Origin of the sequence: Paucimonas lemoignei, assembly GCF_004342585.1 — a bacterium.
Taxonomy (GTDB): Bacteria; Pseudomonadota; Gammaproteobacteria; order Burkholderiales; family Burkholderiaceae_D; genus Paucimonas; species Paucimonas lemoignei.
Genome location: NZ_SLZQ01000002.1, coordinates 160200 through 174422, shown reverse-complemented (window position 1 = coordinate 174422; position 14223 = coordinate 160200). Strand labels below are relative to the sequence as shown.

Here is a 14223-nt window from a genome sequence, read left to right as displayed (position 1 = left end):
TCATGCAGGCAGCATCGCTCCTGCATCTGCTGCAGCTCTCCAGCCCATCGCTGCCGGTCGGTGCCTACAGCTATTCGCAAGGGCTGGAAGCGGCGATCGAACGCGGCATGGTGCACAATGAAGCCAGCGCCCGTGCGTGGATTGCCGCCACCCTGCTAGAGGTCGTGGCGCGCTTCGAGGCCCCGGTACTGTGGCGGCTGCTGCAGGCCTGGTCGGCATGCGACGCCAGTGAAGTTGCAGCGTGGAGCGAGCGCTTTCTGGCTGCGCGCGACACGGCAGAATTTCGCGCCGAAACCATCCAGATGGGTTATTCGCTGGCAAAGCTGGCAGCAGATCTGCGACTCGGCGACGACGCTGCCCGCACCATGCTGGCTGCGCTCGAAGACGTTCCCTTCCCCACGTCGCTGGCCTACGCCGCCGTTGCGCTGGATGTGCCCATGACTGAAGCGCTACTCGGCATGCTGTTCTCCTGGGCGGAAAACCAGGTGCTCGCCTGCGTGAAATCGGTTCCGCTCGGTCAGGTTTCCGGACAGCGCCTGCTGCTATCACTACGCCCCGAGCTTGAACAGGCCGCCGAGATCGCACAACAGCTGAGTGACGATGAGCTGTGCAACTGGGCGCCGGGACTGTCGCTGCTATCGATGCAGCATGAAGTGCAATACAGCCGGCTGTATCGCAGTTGATTTTTACGTGAATTAAAGAACACTACTATTTGAACGGACATACGAGGAAAACATGACCCAAGCTACCAATCCCCTGCGCGTCGGCATCGGCGGTCCGGTCGGCTCCGGCAAGACTGCGCTATGCGAAATGCTGTGCAAATCCATGCGCGACCATTACGACATGGCGGTCATCACGAACGATATCTATACCAAGGAAGACATGGAAATCCTGCTGCGTGCCGACGCCTTGCCGGCCGAGCGGCTGATGGGTGTGGAAACCGGTGGCTGCCCGCATACCGCGATCCGCGAAGATGCTTCGATCAATCTGGAAGCAATCGCGCGCATGAGCGCTGAATTCCCCAATCTCGACCTGATCCTGGTCGAATCCGGCGGCGACAATCTGGCGGCCACCTTCAGTCCCGAACTGTCCGACCTCACGCTTTATGTGATCGATGTCGCCGGCGGCGAAAAAATCCCGCGCAAGGGCGGCCCCGGCATTACGCGCTCGGACCTATTAATCATCAATAAGACGGATCTGGCGCCGCATGTCGGCGCCAATCTCGATGTCATGGCCAAGGATGCCAAAAGGATGCGCGGCGATCGTCCGTTTGTCTTCACCAATCTGCGCAGCGGTGAAGGCGTGGCTGAAGTGATTGCGTTTATCCAGCGCGAAGGCTTGCTCGATAACTGATGTGTTTGCTGCTGAATAGCCTGTTAGCGATTAACAGGCTTCTACCCATGCATCAGGCAGGGCGCTGCACTTCGCCGATATCGGCACCGATATTTTCCGCCTCAGCCTGTTCTGCCATTTCCTCTTTCCGCAGCAAATAGACCGAGACAAAAAACACAGCCGCGGCAACGACAATCGAAGTCAGGGTTTGCCAGAGTTCAGCCGAACCGATATTGGGAAACAAAGTAGCCAAGGCATCCATTTTCTATCCTTCCGTGAGCAAGCAAATAAAGGGAAAGCGATGCCATGCTGATGTTGTCACGGGCCGAGAGATAAGGTTGGCCACATGTTTTGAGCTTGCCGGGAGTGATAAGAGCAAGCTAGCGCAAGGCATATGGAAAGCATACGCCGCAAAATTGTTAATTGCAGTCAGTTAACTTGTTAACTTGGTTCCAATTAACAATCGTTCACACATCCGTTACGCCAATAAAACAATACGCTCCAAAAGATTTGCGTGCAGAAATGTATTGATGCAGAAAATGGCCCTAATTTCTTGTCATGTCTTGGGCAATTTCCCCGCCTGGCCCTGGTCGGGCGTCTTGATAACGCGAACCAGCAGGAGAATCAACAAAGCGAAAAAGGTACTGACGATCGCCGTCGCCTCGTGCCCCATGCCGGCCGCCAGGCCTATCGCGCAGGTCAGCCAGACGCTAGCGGCAGTGGTCAGCCCATGCACTTCCAATCCTTGACCATGCTTGATGATGGCGCCGGCACCAAGAAAGCCGATGCCAGATACCACGCCCTGCACGACACGGCTGATATCGTCGCTTTCCATCCCCGCCTGCAAGGGCACGAGCACGAACAATGCGGCCCCCAGGGCGACCAGCATATGCGTACGAAAGCCTGCCGCTGAACCGGACGACTCGCGCTCATAACCGATGATGCCGCCCAATACGGTCGCCATGAGCAGGCGCACGCATACGCGCGTAAAGTCGCCCACGGCGGGCAGATCGGAAAACTCATGCTGAACGACAATCCAGGCTTCCCTCCACCACTCACTCATCTATGTCACCCTGCTTGCGGTATCTCATGCTGTTATGCCTGTGTTAAGGCTGAACGCGAATCTTTATTTATCGCAGGCGGGCGTTTCGATGTATTGATTCCTCGCAGGATGCGCAGCGCATGATTTGCAGTTTCGAGTGCGCGCCAGCGAAGTCCTGGCGATCTGGTTACAATCAATAGCTCCTCTTTACTCGATAGCGCATCGTCGCATGCCTGTCCGCCATGTCTCAAATTCCACCACTTTCCGTACTTGATCTTTCCCCGATTCCTGAAGGCAGCAATGCCGCCCAATCCTTGCGCAATACGCTGGACCTGGCCCGCCATTGCGAGCGGCTGGGCTTTCAGCGCTACTGGCTGGCCGAGCACCACAGCATGCCCGGCATCGCCAGCGCCGCCACCGCCGTCGTGATCGGCCATGTCGCCGCCGGCACCTCGACGATCCGTGTCGGCGCCGGCGGCATCATGCTGCCCAATCATGCGCCGCTGGTGATTGCCGAACAATTCGGCACGCTGGAATCACTCTTTCCCGGTCGCATAGATCTCGGCCTCGGCCGCGCGCCCGGCTCGGACCAGGCCACGGCGCGCGCCTTGCGCCGCAATCTTGATTCCGATCCGGACCAGTTTCCGCAAGACGTGCTGGAACTGATGCATTATTTCGAGCCTGCGCGACCGGGCCAGAGCGTGCGCGCCATTCCCGGTGAAGGATTGAACGTGCCGATCTGGATTCTCGGCTCCAGCCTGTTCGGCGCGCAGCTCGCGGCGGAATTCGGGTTGCCCTATGCCTTTGCGTCGCATTTCGCGCCGGCGCAAATGATGGATGCGATTGCGATATACCGCGCGCGCTTCAAGCCTTCGCGTCACTTGCAAAAGCCTTACGTGATGCTGGGCTATAACGTCTTTGCCGCCGACACCGATGAAGAAGCGCAGCTGCTTGCCAGCTCGATGCAGCAAGCCTTCGTCAACCTGCGCAGCGGCCGGCCGACGCCATTGCCGCCGCCGGTACCCAATTACACCGACAGTCTGTTGCCGCATCATCTGGCGATTCTCGAACATACGCTGTCATGCAGCGCCATCGGCAGTCCCGAGACGGTGCAGCGCGAAATCGCCAGCTTTGTCGAACGCACCGGCGCCGATGAATTGATGGTGACGTCGCAAATTCATAGCCACGCCGCGCGATTGCATTCCTATGAATTGCTTGCGGCAGCCGTCGACATGCAAGGCCAAAAGGCATAACGCGCATGGATATGCCCTCTGCCCAGCCGCCGGCGCAAACGCGCATCCGCCCGCCACCAGCGGCCTTGCTGGCCGTGATGCTGGCAGGCCTGTCCATGCTCGGTCCGTTTTCCATCGATACGTACCTGCCTGCTTTCCCGAATATCGAAGCCACGCTGCATGCCAATGCCATCCAGGTACAGCAAACCCTGACGGCATACATGCTGTCATTTGCCTTGATGATCCTCTGGCATGGCGCGCTGTCGGATGCCTTTGGCCGGCGCATCATCATTCTCGGCGCACTGGCTGTATTTGCGGTCGCCTCGCTGGGATGCGCCGCTGCGCACAGCATTGAATACCTCTGGGCTTTCCGCATGCTGCAAGGCGTCTCGGCCGGCGCCGGCGTCGTGATCGGCCGCGCCGTCATCCGCGACATGTATACCGATGCGCGCGCCACGCGCCTGCTGTCGCTGGTGACCATGATTTTTTCCATCGCGCCGGCAATTGCGCCCATCCTTGGCGGCTGGATCGTCAAGCTGCTCGATTGGCGCTCGATCTTCCTGTTCCTGTTTACGTATACGGTTTTGCTGATGTGGCTGTGCTACAAGCGCTTGCCGGAAACGCTGCCTCCGGAAGAGCGCCAGCCGTTCAACCCGACCTTCCTGGCGCAAAGCTACAAGCGGGTGCTAAGTTCACCGCTATTCCATTTAAAGGCTGGCACGGTGGCGCTCAACTTTGCCGGACTGTTCCTGTACGTCGCCGCTGCGCCGGTCTTCATCACGCGCCATCTGAAGCTGGGGCCGGATCAATTCGGCTGGCAATTCGTCCCGGCGGTGGGCGGCATTTTCCTCGGCGCGCTGACCGCGAACCGGCTCGCCGGCAAGATGCCGGTGCCCAAGCAAGTCATTATCGGCTTTTGCTTCCTGATCGGCGCGGGACTGATGAATGTGCTGTACCACGCATTCTTTCCGCCAGCCGTGCCATGGTCGGTATTGCCGCTGTTTTTCTACACGTTCGGCATGTCGGTGGTGGCGCCCGGCGTCACCTTCCTGGTGCTGGACCTGTTCCCCGAAATTCGCGGCACGGTCGCTTCCTGCCAATCGTTTGTGCAAACCATTATCGGTGCGCTAGTTGCCGGCGTGATCGCGCCGATGTTGTGGGGTTCGGTCTTGAGCCTGGCGCTCGGCCAACTGGCATTCGCATCCCTGGCCTTGGTGATGTGGCTGGCAGTAGGACCGTTTCATCGCCGCGCGCAGATTGCCTTGAAATAGACATGACTGCGACTCGCGTTAGGCACTAGCCTGAAGCGAGTCGCTTCTGGTGAAAACGGGAAAGAAAATGCTGCGGGCCGATGGCCCGCTTTCGACAAGGTGTTATCGCGTGCGGGAGAATTTCGCGGCGAGCTGATTGAGTTTCTCGGTGCGGCGCTGCTCGGCTTCTTCCGCCTTTTTCTTTTCCAACTCGGCCTGGCGTTGCGCCTTGCGCAATTCCGCATCCTTCTTCAAGCGCTCTTCCAGCACCGTGGCGGCATGCGCGCGCTGTTCGTCGGTGATCTCGCCGGCAGGATTGCCTTCCAGGTCGAACCGGTTCTCCGCCTTTTTCATCGCCTTCAAATAGCGCAGCGAATTGGTATGGATGCCGAGCGCAATCCGCAGCGCCTTGCGGTTGATTTCCGGTTGCAGCGCAATTAGCTGTTTGTCGATGCCGATGGCCAGCGGCTGCGCATCGCGCAAGACAGGGTACTTCTCCTGCAATTCCTTCAGCAGCGCACGGGCGACTTGAAAATGACTGGGCGCGGGCTTATCCATACTTATCAAGAAATCCATCAATATTTCAGAGGTGTGCAGGATACCACGGCAGGACAAGGATGCTGCAGCCGGACATATTGAAATTCCGGCAGACACCGACCAAATGATGTTTCTTTTTCATCTTGCCCACGTAAAAATACTAGTAATCTAGCAACAAAAATGGCATCCTTGCCAAAAATGACACTCGCCACCCTTCCTATCGATCGAGATGCCGTCAACCGCATCGGCCGCTTCCGCATCATCCGTGAGCTCGGACGCGGCACCATCGGTTGCGTCTATCTAGGCCACGATCCGGTCATCGACCGGGAAGTCGCCATCAAAACCTTCCTGCCATCGATGTCGATGGTGGAAAGAAAGCGCATCGAAGAACAATTCATCAACGAAGCACGTGCCTCAGGCCGCCTGAACCATACCAATATCGTCACGATCTACGAAGCCTTTTCCGAAGGCGGCACGACGTATATCGCGATGGAATACCTGAAGGGCACCGAACTGCACCGCATGCTGGCGGCCAAGCACAAGTTCTCTACTTCCGATGTGGCGTCGATCATTTACCGGCTGGCGACGGCGCTGGATTTCGCGCACAGAAATAATGTCGTGCACCGCGATATCAAGCCGGCGAACATTTTCCTGGTGGCCGACAACCAGCCCAAGCTGATGGATTTCGGTATCGCCCGCGCGCCCAACCGCGTGGCCGATGAACTGGCAGGCGCAGGCGACGCGCCCTTTACGCTGTACTGCAAGGACAATCTGCTGGGCACGCCCAATTACATGTCCCCGGAACAGGCCACCTATTCGCCGGTGGATCATCGCACCGATATTTATTCGCTCGGCGCGGTGATGTATGAAACGCTGACCGGCTCGCGGCCCTTCACGGCGGAAAATGTCGAGAAACTGCTGGAAAAGATCGCCTACAAAGCGCCAAGGGCGCCGCATGAAATCAACCCGGAAATCCCGGAAGGCTTGTCGGCCATCGTCATGAAGGCATTGCAGAAACGTCCGGAAAAGCGCTTTGCCACGGCGGGAGAGATGGCAGATGACATCAAGCGCTATGTCCTGGCAGGCAAGCGCCGTCGGCGCGAAGACCGCATGCGCCAGGGAGAAGAAAACCGGCGTCACGGCGACCGAGGCCACAATCATGAGCGGCAACAGGCTTACCCACGACCCGGCCTGATCAAAAAGATCTTCAATAACGTCCTGCGCAAATCGTAAGTGGCCTGGAACTGACTTAATTTGCCGACTAAATATGTCGGCTTATTTTTTTTGCTTATTTGGTCAGCTTCACTTGCCGGCTTATTTCACGCATGCCAGTAGCACCAGCGCGCCAATACCCACTGACGCGGCAGCGCACAGCCCGGCGATCCACATCCGCTTGAGATTGAACAATGCAGTGCGGCGGCCAAGGTAGATCCTGTTGTACATTGAGTGGCCCATATCCAACCCTCCGGCAAGTATATTTTCCCTTAATTTAATCGTATCGAATGAAACTTTCTTTGAGGAAAGTCATATCGTAACGATACCAGCGCTTCACGATTTAACAATGCAAGACACAAAAATTCACATCCTGGCACAACACTGAACCAGGCCAGCTTCCCATAGAAAACAGATAGGAGACAGGCATGAATCAATACCAAATCGCCCTTGTTGTCGGCAGCCTGCGGAGCGAATCGATCAACCGCAAATTCGCCGACGCGCTGGTACGCCTGGCGCCCGCCGAATTCTCGTTCAAGCATGTGGAAATCGGCGACCTGCCGCTTTACAACCAGGACGAGGAAAACAATCCGCCTGAATCGGTCAAGCGCCTGAAAGATGCCATCAAGTCGGCACACGGCGTTTTGTTCGTCACGCCGGAATACAACCGCTCAGTTCCCGGCGTGCTGAAAAATGCCATCGACCACGCCTCGCGTCCGTATGGCCAGAGCGCCTGGGCAGGCAAGCCGGCCGGCGTCATCGGCGTGTCCATCGGCGCCATCGGCACGGCCATGGCGCAGCAGCATTTGCGCAATATGCTGGCTTATCTGGACATGCCGACGCTTGGCCAGCCGGAAGCATTTATCCACGCCAAGGAAGGCTTATACGATGAAGCCGGCAACATCAGCCTGGGCAGCAAACAATTCCTGCAAGGCTGGATGGACAAGTACGTTGCCTGGGTAAAGAAACACAACGCCTGAATGTTCGCCTGACTGTTATCGAGGCGTGGCCACGGCTCAGGTGCGCAAGGTCTGATACGCCACCAGGCAGGTTTGCAGGTGGTGCGCCAATCCTTGGCCGCCGGCCCGCATGAGCGCATCGTGGCTGCGGCGGAAAAACGGCTTGGCAAACAGCGACAGCACATTCATCCAGCTGCGTGTCGTCTGCACGTGCCATTCATAGCGCACGATCGTCAATCCCTTGTCTTGCCCGAAGTGCCAGCAGCCGATGCCTTCCACGTCTCCCTCCACGCGTCCTTCCAGGATGCGCATCGGCTCGACCCGCGTGACGCGCGACACGAATTTCAGGCGATACGGTAAGGCGCTTTTCCAGATATAGCGTTGGCGTGCACCTATACCGCTGGCATCGCCGCGATCGAGTGTGACAACGCGCTCGACGCCTTGCCACCACTGCGGCCAGGATTCGCTATCCAGGATCGTCTTCCACACCAGTTCGAGCGGCGCGTCGAATTTCCACAGCGTGGTCAGATGATATTTGTTGAGCCTGGATGGGAGCATGGTGGTTTTTCTTGAATATTGAAACGGCACACGCCGGCTCGCGGCACGCCAGTTGCCGCGCCGTTTCCCTGTGCAATTGGATGGATTCCGGAGCGGCAATTTGGTTCGGGATAAACGTCACGGCGATTGGGCGGCTATGTCAACACTCGGTTTCGTTCCATGCCGCCGGAGCAAGCGCCGAACTCCCTACTGCTTGGGTCGTCTAAAAACTTTTCTTGCATTGAATACTTTTACTGTTGCGCTATCCAGAGAAACTATGGGCAGCGCAATTTTTTAGCAGTACTTGGCAGCGAAAAAGGAGCATCGAATGTCTATCACCAAGCCAAACCGTACTCATGTTAAATCTTCCAATGCAATGGAGCTGCAGCGGCAAAAGAACTCCGGCGACCAGCATGTCTTGCCGATCGACGACCCGGCCGAAGATCCGCATCGTCCGCATCGTGTGAGTCGTCAGGATATGCAAAAAACTTTTCCGAATGGTTCGGAACCGGCAGAACCGGAATCGCCATGACTTCCGATGCCCGGCCTGCATAAGAGCGACTTAGGCAGGCGTGCATCAATGAATTCAAGACGGGGCAGCATCTTTTCTGCCCCGTTTTTATTTGTCGCTCATTGAAAAACAGAAGTGGCATGCTGCAGCTGAGCGATCCCGCATGGCAAACCGAAAATTTTCATTTCGCACGGCACGAGAGACAATGTCCTGCCGGTGGATTTCTGCAGCCGCAAGCTTGTGCCGCAATTGCATCAGACTGGCTACGCCGTGACATATGACGAGTTTGAAGGCGGCCATGTCATTCCCACCAACATCGTGCAGGCAGCGATGAACTGGTTTCTGGCACGGGGCTGATGCGTTAGGAAGATGATAGATGCCGTGCATCCACCACGTGGGATGAAAGCGGAATTCGCACCACGGTTTGGCATCCAATCAGTCCAGCATCAGGCGGCGGCATCAATATCCCTCATGGCGTCGCCGCTGGTTTTATCGTTTACCGCTCGTTAAGAGCATGGAGACACATATGATCACGGACCCCATTGGCAATAGAAGAAGTGAAGGATTCCCGACAAGTGACCCGCTGCAAGCGCTTGAAAAGGACCATAACTTTGTGAAGAAGCTGTTCGAACGCTATTTTTCCACACAAGATCAGCAAGTCAAACAGGAAGCCGGCCCGGAAATATTACAGCTTCTGGAAATGCATTCGTCCCTGGAAGAAGCTACGTTCTATCCAGCAGTACAACAGCTTGATGCAAGGCTGGTTGAAGAATGCATGAGCGAGCATGAACAGGCCGACCAGTTAATCCATCAACTCAAGGGCATGGATCCCAGCAATCCGCAATGCGACGCGATGTTCCAGCAATTGCGCGATGCTATCCTGCAGCATATCGACGCCGAGGAAAAGCAGCTTTTCCCGGTAGTTCGCCAGTCCAACATGGATCTGGAAGCGCTTGGCATTCAAATGCAGGCTTATGAATCCAACATGGTTGCCACTCTGGCGCGTGAATCACAGGGCGCGCCAAGCAGCCGTCGTGGATCTTGACCGGCGTTTTATTACTTCCATTTATTTCTTTCAAGCAGAAGCCCGGCATGACTGGGCTTTTTTCTTGCCGATGATTCTGCACATGCAAAAATTCCTTTGATTAAGAGCAGTGCCAAAAATGCAACCTTGGCACAAGTCATGTATCTAATCTTCTGTGCGCTGCATCTCATACGTAATAGCTGTGCGCATTACGAAAAACCTTTCGTTCTTCAATTTTTTTACCTTGGGAATGGGAGCTTAATGAGATGTAACGTCATGCTGAAAAGCTTTTTCGATTACCTTACTCAAGGAGATTACTATGAATAAATTACTTGCTTCATTGAGTGTTGCTCTGTTGGCAGCCTTTATGAATACATCGGCCATTGCTGCCACTGATGCCGCCAAGGCAGATGCCAAAGCGATGGAAGAAAAAGCAGATGGCAACTATAAAGCTGCAAAGGAAAAGATTGACGGCGACTACAAGGCTGCGAAAGCCAAGTGCTCGAAATTGAAAGGCGATAAGAAAGATGCCTGCAAGGACCAGGCCAAAGCTCAGCATGAACAGGCCGAGGCCGATGCCAAAGCCAAGCATGAACGCGCCGAGGATAAGGCTGACGCAGCGAAACGCTGATGCGCTACTGAGATAGCCTCCTAAATGAAAACGCCTTACGCGGCATTCGCGTAAGGCGTTAATTTTTTGGTGCTGATGAGAGGAATCGAACCTCCGACCTACTGATTACGAATCAGTTGCTCTACCAACTGAGCTACATCAGCGAAGTCTGCTATTTTAGCAAAAAAATCTGCTTTTCTGTCAGCAACTCCAAGTGACTTTCATCAAGCGTCGCGATGATAACCAGTCACATGTTCCACTTCATTCTTCGAACCCAGGAATACGGCAACGCGTTGATGCAGCGATTCCGGCTGAATGTCGAGGATGCGTTGCGTGCCATTGGTAGCGGCGCCGCCGGCCTGCTCGACGATGAATGACATCGGATTGGCTTCGTACATCAAGCGCAGCTTGCCTGGCTTGTTGGGCTCACGCGCATCGGCCGGATACATGAAGATGCCGCCGCGGTTCAGGATGCGATGCACATCCGCGACCATGGAAGCGATCCAGCGCATGTTGAAATCCTTTCCGCGCGGGCCGGTCTTGCCTTGCTGGAGTTCGTTGATGTAGCGCTGCACCGGCGGATACCAGTGGCGCGCATTGGAAGCATTGATCGCGTATTCCTTGGTGTCGACCGGGATTTGCATGTTGCGCTGGGTGAGTACCCAGGAACCCATCTCGCGATCGAGCGTGAAGCAGTTCACGCCATCGCCGGTGGTGAGCACCAGCACGGTTTGCGGGCCGTACACGGCATAGCCGGCAGCGACCTGCTTGGCGCCAGGCTGCAGGAAATCCTCTTCGGTCGGCGTCACCATGCCTTCCGGCGCTTTCAGCACGGAGAAGATGGTGCCGATGGAAACGTTGACATCGATGTTGGACGAACCATCGAGCGGATCGAACAGCAACAGGTATTCGCCCATCGGATAACGGTTCGGAATCGGGTGGATGGTTTCCATCTCTTCCGACGCCATGGCCGCCAGATGACCACCCCACTCGTTCGCTTCCAGCAGGATTTCATTGGACAGGACGTCGAGCTTTTTCTGCACTTCGCCCTGCACGTTTTCAATGCCGGCACTGCCCAGCACTTCGCCCAGCGCGCCCTTGCCCACGGCGTGGCTGATGGTTTTGCAGGCGCGGGCGACGACTTCGATCAACAGGCGCAGTTCGCCCGGCACGGTATTGTGCAAGCGCTGTTCTTCTACGAGATATTGGGTGAGGCTGATACGTTTAGCGTTGGCTGTCATGGTCTTTCTTTAGTTTGCTAGGGATTTCGAGATAACTTCGAGCACGTCGCCCGACAGGGATGGAGAGGCGGCGACGCGTTCCAACGCTTCGCGCATCTTTTCGCGCAAGGGCTGGGCATACTTGCGCCAGCGGTCCATCACGCGGGCCAGCCGCGCGGCGACCTGGGGATTGATGGCATCCAGAGCGATGACATACTCGGCCCAGAAGGCATAACCGCTGCCATCGGGCGCGTGAAATTGCGCGGGATTGCCGCTGCAGAAAGCCAGCACGAGGCTGCGCACCCGGTTCGGGTTCCTCAGCGTGAAGGCAGGATGGCGTGCCAGCTCGCGTACCGCCGCGACATCGGTGCCGCGCGCGGTGGCTTGCAGGGTGAACCACTTGTCGATCACCAGGGCTTCGTGCTTGAACTCTTCAAAGAAGCGGTTCAGGCGGTCCTGTCGGCCAGCCGCCCTGCTGTTGACCAGCGCCGTCAACGCCGCCAGGCGGTCGGTCATGTTGGTGGCATGGTCGTACTGGCGCTCCATCAGTTCGTGCGAAGCCTCATCATCCAGTTCGCACAGATAGGACAAGGCCAGGTTTTTTAAGGCGCGCTTGCCCACCGATTGCGGATCGGGGCTATAGGGGCCCGGTGTCTGGTTGGCGTGGTAAGTCTCCAGGAACTCTTCCCGCAATTGCTCCGCAATCATGCGGCGCAGCGCCAGGCGTGCGCGATGGATGGCGTGCGGATGGATCACGTCCATTTCTTCCGACAGCATCGTTTCCGATGGCAAGCTCAGCGCCACTTCGCGGAAGGCCGGGTCCAGTCCGGCATGCCGCAAGGTGCCGCGCAGCGCGCCAATCAGTGCCGCCTGTTCCGCGCTCGGCACACGCGCAGTCGCAGACTGGACATCGGCATCCTCGCCATCGAACGTCTGCGCGACAGAGTCCGCCAGCAGCAGTTTGTCGACCAGCACCAGCAAGCGGCGTGTGGCCAGTCGCTGGCCCGCTTCCCAGCGATTGAACGGGTCGCTGTCATGCTCCATCAGGAATGCCAGTTCGGCATCGGTGTACTCGTACGAGAGCACCACCGGCGCGGAGAAATTGCGCAGCAGCGAAGGCACGGGACATTCGCTCACTTCGTGGAACACGAATGTCTGGCGCTCTTCGGTCAATTCGAGAATGGCGGTCGTCGGCGCTTCCGGCGCATTGCCGTGCGGCGCCAGGTGCAGCGGCATGTCGCGTCCGCTGGAGTCGAGCAAGCCGACCGCCACCGGAATATGGAAAGGCAGCTTCTTTTCCTGGCCCGGCGTCGGCGGGCAGGATTGCGACAACGTCAGGGTGAAGGTCCTGGCATGACCATCGTATTCGCTTGTAGCGGAGACATGTGGCGTGCCGGCCTGGCTGTACCAGCGTTCGAACTGCGTCAGGTCGCGGCCATTGGCGTCGGCCATGGCAGCACGGAAGTCGTCGCAGGTTACGGCTTGCCCATCATGCCGCTCGAAATACAGCGCCATGCCGCGGTTGAAGCCTTCGCGCCCCAGCAGGGTCTGGTACATGCGCACGACTTCCGAGCCTTTTTCATACACGGTCACCGTGTAGAAATTATTAATCTCAATGTACGAGTCCGGCCGCACGGGATGCGCCATCGGGCCGGCATCTTCCGCAAACTGCGTTTGACGCAGGACGCGCACGTCATCGATGCGCCGCACGGCCCGCCCCGAATCCGTGCCGATCATATCGGCGGAAAACTCCTGGTCGCGGAATACCGTCAAGCCTTCCTTCAGCGACAACTGGAACCAGTCGCGGCAAGTGACGCGGTTGCCGGTCCAGTTATGGAAGTATTCGTGCCCGACCACCGATTCGATATTGAAGTAATCGATGTCGGTGGCGATGCGCGGATTGGCGAGCACAAACTTGGTGTTGAAGATGTTCAGGCCCTTGTTTTCCATCGCGCCCATGTTGAAGTCGCCCACGGCGACGATCATGAAGCGATCCAGGTCGAGTTCCAGATTGAAGCGCTCCTCGTCCCAGCGAATGCTGTTTTTCAGCGAATCCATGGCGTGCTGGGTCTTGTCGAGGTTGCCGTGTTCGACCCACACCTGCAGCAGGACTTCGCGGCCATCCTTCAGAAGGAAGGCTTCTTCCTGGCAAACCAGGTCGCCCGCGACCAGCGCGAAGAGGTAGGACGGTTTCTTGAACGGGTCTTCCCAGAGAGCGTAATGGCGGCCGTCGCCGAGGTCGCCCTGTTCGATCAGGTTGCCGTTGGAGAGCAGCACCGGATAGCGCTTTTTATCGGCGCGCAGCATGACGGTGTACTTCGCCATGACATCCGGCCGGTCGGGGAAATAGGTAATCTTGCGGAAGCCTTCCGCTTCGCACTGGGTAAAGAAGTTGCCGTTAGAAACGTACAAGCCCATCAGCGACGTATTGCTTTCGGGATTCAAGGCCGTTTCGATTTCCAGCGTCACCTGGTCCGGCGCATTGGGAATGCGCAGGGTTTCGCCATCCAGGCGATAGTCCGCCGGCGTCAATTCCTTGCCGTTCATGCGGATTTGCACCAGGCGCATTTCATGACCGTACAACACCAGGTCGCGCTCGGGGCTATCCGGATTTTTTACCAGGGTACTGCGTGTGGCGACCCGGGTTTCTGCCGGATCGAGATCGAAGCCCATCTCAACCTGTTCGACCAAATAGCCGGGAGGGACATACTGATTGCGGTAAATCGTTGGGGGAGTATCGGTACGCATCACGGTAGA

16 protein-coding genes and 1 tRNA gene are annotated in these 14223 nt (G+C 57.2%); 9 read left to right on the top strand and 8 right to left on the bottom strand.

Annotated features, from left to right (window positions below; genetic code table 11):
• Positions 1–2 precede the first annotated feature (2 nt).
• Both EDC30_RS04005 and ureG read left to right on the top strand, forming a co-directional pair.
• Entirely contained in the window at positions 3–683 is a 681-nt protein-coding gene (locus EDC30_RS04005; RefSeq protein WP_132257500.1) for an urease accessory protein UreF, read from the top strand.
• Between the two features lie 52 nt (positions 684–735).
• Positions 736–1353 (top strand): urease accessory protein UreG, encoded by a 618-nt coding sequence (ureG, locus tag EDC30_RS04000; protein ID WP_132257499.1) that lies wholly within the window; start codon positions 736–738, stop codon positions 1351–1353.
• A 52-nt stretch (positions 1354–1405) separates the two neighbouring features.
• Here the strand turns inward: ureG and EDC30_RS03995 are convergent, their stop codons facing one another.
• A complete protein-coding gene (locus EDC30_RS03995) occupies positions 1406–1594 on the bottom strand; it encodes a hypothetical protein (protein ID WP_132257498.1) in 189 nt (62 codons plus the stop codon).
• Between the two features lie 294 nt (positions 1595–1888).
• Positions 1889–2395: an MgtC/SapB family protein gene (locus EDC30_RS03990; RefSeq protein ID WP_132257497.1), complete on the bottom strand. Its 507-nt coding sequence runs from the start codon at positions 2393–2395 to the stop codon at positions 1889–1891.
• A gap of 221 nt (positions 2396–2616) precedes the next feature.
• Between EDC30_RS03990 and EDC30_RS03985 the strand changes: the two genes are divergently transcribed.
• Together EDC30_RS03985 and EDC30_RS03980 are read left to right on the top strand one after the other, a co-directional pair.
• Positions 2617–3627, top strand: coding sequence for an LLM class flavin-dependent oxidoreductase (locus EDC30_RS03985; RefSeq protein ID WP_132257496.1), 1011 nt, complete (start codon positions 2617–2619; stop codon positions 3625–3627).
• Between the two features lie 11 nt (positions 3628–3638).
• Positions 3639–4877 (top strand): multidrug effflux MFS transporter, encoded by a 1239-nt coding sequence (locus EDC30_RS03980; RefSeq protein ID WP_132257771.1) that lies wholly within the window; start codon positions 3639–3641, stop codon positions 4875–4877.
• A 102-nt stretch (positions 4878–4979) separates the two neighbouring features.
• Here the strand turns inward: EDC30_RS03980 and EDC30_RS03975 are convergent, their stop codons facing one another.
• The gene (locus EDC30_RS03975) at positions 4980–5414 is read right to left on the bottom strand and encodes a ProQ/FINO family protein (RefSeq protein WP_243656645.1); all 435 of its coding nucleotides are present in this window, start codon (positions 5412–5414) and stop codon (positions 4980–4982) included.
• 177 nt (positions 5415–5591) lie between these two features.
• Between EDC30_RS03975 and EDC30_RS03970 the strand changes: the two genes are divergently transcribed.
• Complete coding sequence (locus EDC30_RS03970) at positions 5592–6626, top strand: serine/threonine protein kinase (protein WP_132257770.1); 1035 nt, start codon at positions 5592–5594, stop codon at positions 6624–6626.
• Between the two features lie 81 nt (positions 6627–6707).
• Here the strand turns inward: EDC30_RS03970 and EDC30_RS19415 are convergent, their stop codons facing one another.
• Positions 6708–6848, bottom strand: a complete 141-nt coding sequence (locus EDC30_RS19415) for a hypothetical protein (protein ID WP_165973717.1) — start codon at positions 6846–6848, stop codon at positions 6708–6710.
• Between the two features lie 185 nt (positions 6849–7033).
• On the opposite strand from EDC30_RS19415, the gene EDC30_RS03965 reads away from it, so the two are divergent.
• Positions 7034–7585 (top strand): NADPH-dependent FMN reductase, encoded by a 552-nt coding sequence (locus tag EDC30_RS03965; protein ID WP_132257494.1) that lies wholly within the window; start codon positions 7034–7036, stop codon positions 7583–7585.
• 36 nt (positions 7586–7621) lie between these two features.
• Here the strand turns inward: EDC30_RS03965 and EDC30_RS03960 are convergent, their stop codons facing one another.
• Positions 7622–8122, bottom strand: a complete 501-nt coding sequence (locus tag EDC30_RS03960) for an SRPBCC family protein (RefSeq protein WP_132257493.1) — start codon at positions 8120–8122, stop codon at positions 7622–7624.
• A gap of 307 nt (positions 8123–8429) precedes the next feature.
• Here EDC30_RS03960 and EDC30_RS03955 point away from each other — a divergent pair, with 307 nt between their 5' ends.
• The 3 genes from EDC30_RS03955 (at position 8430) to EDC30_RS03945 (ending at position 10267) form a co-directional block, all read left to right on the top strand.
• Positions 8430–8633: a hypothetical protein gene (locus EDC30_RS03955; protein ID WP_132257492.1), complete on the top strand. Its 204-nt coding sequence runs from the start codon at positions 8430–8432 to the stop codon at positions 8631–8633.
• Between the two features lie 403 nt (positions 8634–9036).
• Positions 9037–9657 (top strand): hemerythrin domain-containing protein, encoded by a 621-nt coding sequence (locus EDC30_RS03950; RefSeq protein WP_132257491.1) that lies wholly within the window; start codon positions 9037–9039, stop codon positions 9655–9657.
• A 298-nt stretch (positions 9658–9955) separates the two neighbouring features.
• Positions 9956–10267 (top strand): cell envelope biogenesis protein TolA, encoded by a 312-nt coding sequence (locus EDC30_RS03945; protein WP_132257490.1) that lies wholly within the window; start codon positions 9956–9958, stop codon positions 10265–10267.
• A gap of 67 nt (positions 10268–10334) precedes the next feature.
• Here EDC30_RS03945 and EDC30_RS03940 read toward each other — a convergent pair.
• From EDC30_RS03940 to pepN, 3 genes are all read right to left on the bottom strand, one after another.
• Positions 10335–10410 (bottom strand) — tRNA-Thr (locus EDC30_RS03940).
• Between the two features lie 60 nt (positions 10411–10470).
• Complete coding sequence (locus EDC30_RS03935; protein WP_132257489.1) at positions 10471–11487, bottom strand: class 1 fructose-bisphosphatase; 1017 nt, start codon at positions 11485–11487, stop codon at positions 10471–10473.
• A 9-nt stretch (positions 11488–11496) separates the two neighbouring features.
• Complete coding sequence (pepN, locus tag EDC30_RS03930) at positions 11497–14214, bottom strand: aminopeptidase N (RefSeq protein ID WP_132257769.1); 2718 nt, start codon at positions 14212–14214, stop codon at positions 11497–11499.
• Positions 14215–14223: the final 9 nt, after the last annotated feature.

Bases quoted from the DNA above. Each gene is read 5' to 3' on its own strand.
- EDC30_RS04005 (WP_132257500.1), top strand. From the start codon at position 3: ATGCAGGCAGCATCGCTCCTGCATCTGCTGCAGCTCTCCAGCCCATCG.
- ureG (WP_132257499.1), top strand. From the start codon at position 736: ATGACCCAAGCTACCAATCCCCTGCGCGTCGGCATCGGCGGTCCGGTC.
- EDC30_RS03995 (WP_132257498.1), bottom strand. From the start codon at position 1,594: ATGGATGCCTTGGCTACTTTGTTTCCCAATATCGGTTCGGCTGAACTC.
- EDC30_RS03990 (WP_132257497.1), bottom strand. From the start codon at position 2,395: ATGAGTGAGTGGTGGAGGGAAGCCTGGATTGTCGTTCAGCATGAGTTT.
- EDC30_RS03985 (WP_132257496.1), top strand. From the start codon at position 2,617: ATGTCTCAAATTCCACCACTTTCCGTACTTGATCTTTCCCCGATTCCT.
- EDC30_RS03980 (WP_132257771.1), top strand. From the start codon at position 3,639: ATGCCCTCTGCCCAGCCGCCGGCGCAAACGCGCATCCGCCCGCCACCA.
- EDC30_RS03975 (WP_243656645.1), bottom strand. From the start codon at position 5,414: ATGGATAAGCCCGCGCCCAGTCATTTTCAAGTCGCCCGTGCGCTGCTG.
- EDC30_RS03970 (WP_132257770.1), top strand. From the start codon at position 5,592: ATGACACTCGCCACCCTTCCTATCGATCGAGATGCCGTCAACCGCATC.
- EDC30_RS19415 (WP_165973717.1), bottom strand. From the start codon at position 6,848: ATGGGCCACTCAATGTACAACAGGATCTACCTTGGCCGCCGCACTGCA.
- EDC30_RS03965 (WP_132257494.1), top strand. From the start codon at position 7,034: ATGAATCAATACCAAATCGCCCTTGTTGTCGGCAGCCTGCGGAGCGAA.
- EDC30_RS03960 (WP_132257493.1), bottom strand. From the start codon at position 8,122: ATGCTCCCATCCAGGCTCAACAAATATCATCTGACCACGCTGTGGAAA.
- EDC30_RS03955 (WP_132257492.1), top strand. From the start codon at position 8,430: ATGTCTATCACCAAGCCAAACCGTACTCATGTTAAATCTTCCAATGCA.
- EDC30_RS03945 (WP_132257490.1), top strand. From the start codon at position 9,956: ATGAATAAATTACTTGCTTCATTGAGTGTTGCTCTGTTGGCAGCCTTT.
- EDC30_RS03935 (WP_132257489.1), bottom strand. From the start codon at position 11,487: ATGACAGCCAACGCTAAACGTATCAGCCTCACCCAATATCTCGTAGAA.
- pepN (WP_132257769.1), bottom strand. From the start codon at position 14,214: ATGCGTACCGATACTCCCCCAACGATTTACCGCAATCAGTATGTCCCT.